The following is a 4,956-nucleotide window of genomic DNA, read 5'->3' on the forward strand; positions in this document are numbered from 1 at the left end:
AGCCGGCGGTGAACAGCGGGAACCGCTACCCCGCCACGACGGATGCCGAGGTGGTGGCGCTGGTGGCCGCGATGGTGCGCGAAGCCGGCGGCCACCCGCTGGTGGCCGACCGGACCATGTTCCTGCGATCGACCCGCACCGCGTTCGAGCGGACCGGGATCCTGGAGGCCGCCCGGGCGGCCGGGATGCCGTGCCTCGCGCTCGACGGCGCCGAGGAGGTGACGATCGAGCACCCGCTCGCCGCGGACTGGTCGGGCGCCCGGGTCCGCGTCTACCGCGCCGTCGCCGAGGCCGACCACGTCGTCGATCTCTGCACCCCGCGGACGCACGCGCTGGCCGGCTTCACCATGGGGCTGAAGAACCTGGTGGGCGTGGTGGCCGGCTCGGCGCGCCCGGGCATGCACCTCGGCGCCGGCTTCGTGCCGCGCGTGGCGGAGATCGCCGCCGTCGTGCGCCCCGCGCTCACCCTGCTCGACGGCCGGCTCGGGTTCGCCGACGGCGGGCCGGACGAGGGCGACCTGGTCCGGCCCGGGCTGGTGGCCGCCTCCACCGACCCGCTGGCGCTCGACGCGCTGGGCGTGGCGGCGCTGCGGCTCGCCGGCACCAACGACGCCATCGGGCGCGGGCCGGTGTGGTCGCTGCCGCTGCTCCGGCGCGCGGCCGAGATCGGCGTGGGCGTGGCCGAGGGCGCGCGGATCCGGATCGCGGGGCTGGCCGCCGCCGACGAGGTCGCGCTGCGGGCCCGGCTAGGGTGAGCGTGCCCCGCGCCGGTCGATTTCACGGACGGGCGCGGACGCCCCGGCTACCTCCCCACGTCAGGAGGAAGCCATGGACTACCCCGATCTCGCGCCGCGGGCACGCACCTGGGCGCCGCACCTGCTCGGCGTCCTCAGGATCGTGTCCGCGTTCCTGTTCATGCAGTTCGGCACCGCGAAGCTGTTCGCGTTCCCCGGCGCCGTCATGCCCGGCGGCGGAACCGCGCCGCTCGCCTCGCTGGCCGGGGTCGCCGGCGCCCTCGAGGCGTTCGGCGGCGCGCTCCTGCTGGTGGGCCTGTTCTCCCGCCCGGTCGCGTTCCTGCTCTCGGGCGAGATGGCCGTCGCCTACTTCTACGGGCACGCGCCGCAGGGCTTCTGGCCGGTGCTGAACCAGGGCACGCCCGCGGCGCTGTTCGCGTTCCTGTTCCTCTACCTCGCCGCGGCCGGGCCGGGCCGCTTCAGCCTGGACGGGCTGCGCGACCGGGGCGCGCGCTAGCGCGGGCGGGCCACGCTCAGCGCGCGGCCGGCGGCGCGTTCGGAATCGGCACGACGTCCGTGTTCTGGGCGGACTCCGCCACCCACCGCCCGCGGTCCCGGACCAGCACGAACGAGAGCACGCCGCGCCGCGGCGGCATGCGCTGGCCGGTCAGCCCGGTGTCGCCCTCCAGCGTCCAGCTGGCGTGCACCAGCGCCACGTCCGGCCGGAGCGTCCGCGCGGTGGTGGCGCCCAGGGTCAGCCGGCTGTCCTTCATGCGGGTGGCGTGGATCTCGGCGTGCGCGCGCTCGATCTCGGCCCGGCCGCGCCAGTGCAGGCCGATGACGTTCACGAAGTCGGCCCGCTCGGAGAACAGCGCCGCGAGCGCCCGCGCGTCGTGGCGGTTCCAGGCCTCCTCGAACGCCCGCGCCACCGCGACGGGGTCACCGTCGCTCCCGGCCGCGGCCGGCCCCGCCGCCGCACCCACCCCCGGTCCCGCCGCCACGCCCGCCGCCAGCCCGGCCGCCGCGGCGAGCGCGAACCCGCGCCCCCGCCGCCCTGCACGCCCGGAAGCCGCCATGGTGCACCTCCTGCTCCGAGATCTGGTCAGGTAGCCTGACGATCGAATCGGTATGGTAGCCTGACGAGGATGTCAAGCCGCCCTCCCCGCCCGGTCCCGCAGCCGCGCGCGCTCCGCCCCGCGCGCGCCAACGCCGGCACGCTGCTGCTCGAGGCCTACCGCCGCTTCGAGCGGGAGCTGTTCGACGAGCTCCACCGCGCGGGCCACGCCGCGCTGCGCCCGAAGCACGGCGCGGTGCTCGCGAACGTGGACCGCGACGGCACCCGGGCGACCGAGCTGGCGGCCCGCGCCGGCATGACCAAGGCCTCGATGGGCGAGCTGGTGGACGAGCTCGAGCGGCTCGGGTACGTGCGCCGCGCCGCGGATCCGCAGGACCGGCGCGCCAAGCGCGTGGTGCCGACCGCGGCGGGCCTGGAGGTCGCGCGGCTGGCCCGCGCCGCCATCGCCGGGCTGGAGCGCCGCTGGGCCGGCCGGATCGGCGAGGGCCGCTTTCGCGCGCTGCTCGCCGCGCTGGAGGCGCTCGCCTCCGCACCCCCCTGAGCCTCGCGACAACCCACCGCATGCCCGGCGCCTCCGGCCGCGACCTAGAGTCCGGGTCATTCCCGGACCGGAGGTTCGCCGTGTCGCCTGCCATCCTCGCCGTCGCCGCCCTCGTCGCCGCCGCGCCCGCCGCGGACGTCCAGCAGGCTCCCTCCTGCCAGCACTGCGGGATGGACCGCGAGAGGTTCGGCCACAGCCGCATGGTGATCGAGTACGAGGACGGGAAGTCGGTGGGAACGTGCAGCCTGCACTGCGCCGCGGTGGAGCTGGCGGTCGCCATCGACCGCGTGCCGCGGCGGATCCTGGTGGCCGACCGCGACACGCGCGAACTGGTGGACGCGGAGCGGGCGGTCTGGGTGCTGGGCGGCAAGGAGCCGGGGGTGATGACCGGCAGGGCCAAGTGGGCCTTCCGGGATCGCGCGGCGGCGGAGGCGTTCGTGGCCCGCGCGGGCGGCGAGCTCGTCTCGTTCGAGGACGCCATCGCGGCGGCCTACCAGGACATGTACCGGGACACGCGCGCCATCCGCGAGCGCCGGCGCGCGCACCGCCAGGCCCCGCCCCCGAGGCCCTGACCGCCCTACGCGTGCGTCGGCATGGCGAAGCCCCCGCGCGCCTCGTCGGCGCCGGCGGGCCAGCGGCTCGTGACGACCTTGCTGCGCGTGTAGAACGCGATCCCCTCCGGCCCGTGCACGTGGAGGTCGCCGAACAGGGAGGCCTTCCAGCCGCCGAAGGAGAAGAACGCCATGGGCACGGGGATGGGCACGTTCACGCCCACCATCCCCACCTCGACGTCGCGCGCGTAGCGCTGCGCCGCGGCGCCCGAGCGGGTGAAGATGGCCGTGCCGTTGCCGTACGGGTTGCGGTTCACCAGCGCGAGCGCCTCGTCGAGGCTCGCGGCGCGCAGCACCACCAGCACCGGCCCGAAGATCTCCTCGCGGTGGATCGACATCTCCGGCGTCACGCGGTCGAACAGCGTCGGGCCCACGAAGAACCCGCGCCCGGCCCCGGGCACCTCCCGCGCGCGCCCGTCCACCACCAGCCGCGCGCCCTCGCGCACGCCCGCGTCGATGAAGCCGCGGATCCGGTCGCGGTGCGCCGCGGTGATCACCGGCCCCATCTCCACCCCGCGCGCCGTGCCGGGACCGACCGGCAGCCGCCGCGCGCGCTCCGCCAGCGCCTCGACCAGCGGATCGGCGGCGGCCCCCACCGCCACCACCGCGGAGATGGCCATGCACCGCTCGCCCGCCGAGCCGTAGGCGGCGCCCGCGAGCGCGTCGGCGGTGAAGTCCAGGTCGGCGTCGGGCAGCACGACCGCGTGGTTCTTCGCGCCGCCGAGCGCCTGCACGCGCTTGCCGTGGCGCGCCGCCGTCTCGTAGACGTGGCGCGCCACGGGCGTCGAGCCGACGAAGGACACCGCCGCCACGTCGGGGTGGGCGAGGAGCGCGTCCACCGCCTCGGCGTCCCCTGGCACCACGTTCAGCACGCCGGCGGGCAGCCCGGCCTCGTGGAACAGCTCCGCCATCCGCAGGCTGGTGGAGGGGACCTTCTCCGACGGCTTCAGGACGAACGCGTTCCCGCAGGCGATCGCGACCGGGAACATCCAGAGCGGGACCATCGCGGGGAAGTTGAACGGGGTGATGCCGGCGCAGACGCCGAGCGGCTGGAGCGACGAGTGCACGTCGATGCCGCGCCCGGCGTCCTCGGCGCGCTCGCCCTTCAGCAGGTGGGGCGCGCCGCACACGAACTCCACCACCTCGATGCCGCGCTGCACGGAGCCGGCCGCGTCGGCCAGCGTCTTGCCGTGCTCCTCGCAGACCAGGGCCGCGAGCGCGTCGCGGTTCGCCTCGAGCAGCTCGCGGAAGCGCGCCAGCACGCGGGCGCGCCGGAGCGGGGGCGTGTCGCGCCAGGCGGGGAAGGCGGCCTTCGCGGCCGCGACCGCGGCGGCGACGTCGTCCGCGCTCGCGAGCGGCACGCGCCGGATCACCTCGCCGGTGGCCGGGTCGAACACCTCGCCGGTGCGGGCGCCGCGCGGGGCGGTGCGCCGGCCGGCGATCCAGAGGTCGAGCAGCGGAGCGGTCACGGGAGGTCCCTCCGAGGGCGGCAGGTGGAGCCGCATGCCACCCCGGTAATGATGCCCGCTCGCGCGCTCAACGTCGCCCCGGCCGCCGGATGGGGCGGCGCGGCCTGCGGCCGTGCGTCCGGGCCCTCCGCGGCCCACGTTTGGCGCAGGCGCCCCGGCGCCGGCCGTGGCCTCCCGACGCACCAGATCGCGACCGAGCGACCCCGCGGGCCCCGACGCGCGCGTCCGGGCGCTGTTCGCCGCGCCGTCCGCGGAGTTCGTGGCCCGCCGCGACGCGCTGGCGCGCGAGCTCGCCGCGGAGCGCAGCCCGGCGGCCGCCCACGTCCGCCGGCTGCGCCGCCCGCCGCTCGCGGCCTGGCTCCTGAACGCGCTCGCCCGCGAGCGGCCCGAGGTGCTCGCGGCGGTGCTCGACGCAGGGGATCGCCTCCGCCAGGCGCAGGCGCGCGCCGTGCGCGGCGACGGCGGCGCGCTGCGCGAGGCGGCCGCGGCGCTGCACGAGCGGATCGGCGACGCGCTCGAGGAGGTC

General features: G+C 77.2%; 6 protein-coding genes and 1 pseudogene. 5 read left to right on the top strand and 2 right to left on the bottom strand.

Going from position 1 to position 4,956, the window contains the following annotated elements:
* A partial coding sequence (locus tag PSR1_RS21685) for a DUF362 domain-containing protein (RefSeq protein ID WP_152643413.1) occupies window positions 1-755 on the top strand: 755 nt, incomplete at its 5' end.
* A 73-nt stretch (window positions 756-828) separates the two neighbouring features.
* On the top strand, window positions 829-1,251 hold the full coding sequence (locus PSR1_RS21690; protein ID WP_059439431.1) for a DoxX family protein: 423 nt from the start codon (window positions 829-831) through the stop codon (window positions 1,249-1,251).
* Between the two features lie 16 nt (window positions 1,252-1,267).
* Here PSR1_RS21690 and PSR1_RS21695 read toward each other — a convergent pair whose 3' ends face one another.
* Entirely contained in the window at window positions 1,268-1,810 is a 543-nt protein-coding gene (locus tag PSR1_RS21695) for an SgcJ/EcaC family oxidoreductase (RefSeq protein ID WP_059439432.1), read from the bottom strand.
* 69 nt (window positions 1,811-1,879) lie between these two features.
* Here PSR1_RS21695 and PSR1_RS21700 point away from each other — a divergent pair, with 69 nt between their 5' ends.
* Window positions 1,880-2,350: a MarR family winged helix-turn-helix transcriptional regulator gene (locus tag PSR1_RS21700; RefSeq protein WP_059439433.1), complete on the top strand. Its 471-nt coding sequence runs from the start codon at window positions 1,880-1,882 to the stop codon at window positions 2,348-2,350.
* An 80-nt stretch (window positions 2,351-2,430) separates the two neighbouring features.
* Window positions 2,431-2,922 carry a nitrous oxide reductase accessory protein NosL gene (locus PSR1_RS21705; RefSeq protein ID WP_202813235.1) on the top strand — a complete coding sequence of 164 codons (492 nt, stop codon included), beginning with the start codon at window positions 2,431-2,433 and terminating at the stop codon, window positions 2,920-2,922.
* 5 nt (window positions 2,923-2,927) lie between these two features.
* Here the strand turns inward: PSR1_RS21705 and PSR1_RS21710 are convergent, their stop codons facing one another.
* Window positions 2,928-4,466 carry a CoA-acylating methylmalonate-semialdehyde dehydrogenase gene (locus tag PSR1_RS21710; protein ID WP_370539107.1) on the bottom strand — a complete coding sequence of 513 codons (1,539 nt, stop codon included), beginning with the start codon at window positions 4,464-4,466 and terminating at the stop codon, window positions 2,928-2,930.
* A gap of 223 nt (window positions 4,467-4,689) precedes the next feature.
* On the opposite strand from PSR1_RS21710, the pseudogene PSR1_RS23615 reads away from it, so the two are divergent.
* Window positions 4,690-4,956: pseudogene (locus PSR1_RS23615) on the top strand (hypothetical protein); the annotation flags it as partial.

It is taken from the genome of Anaeromyxobacter sp. PSR-1 (assembly GCF_000964525.1).
Lineage (GTDB): Bacteria > Myxococcota > Myxococcia > Myxococcales > Anaeromyxobacteraceae > Anaeromyxobacter.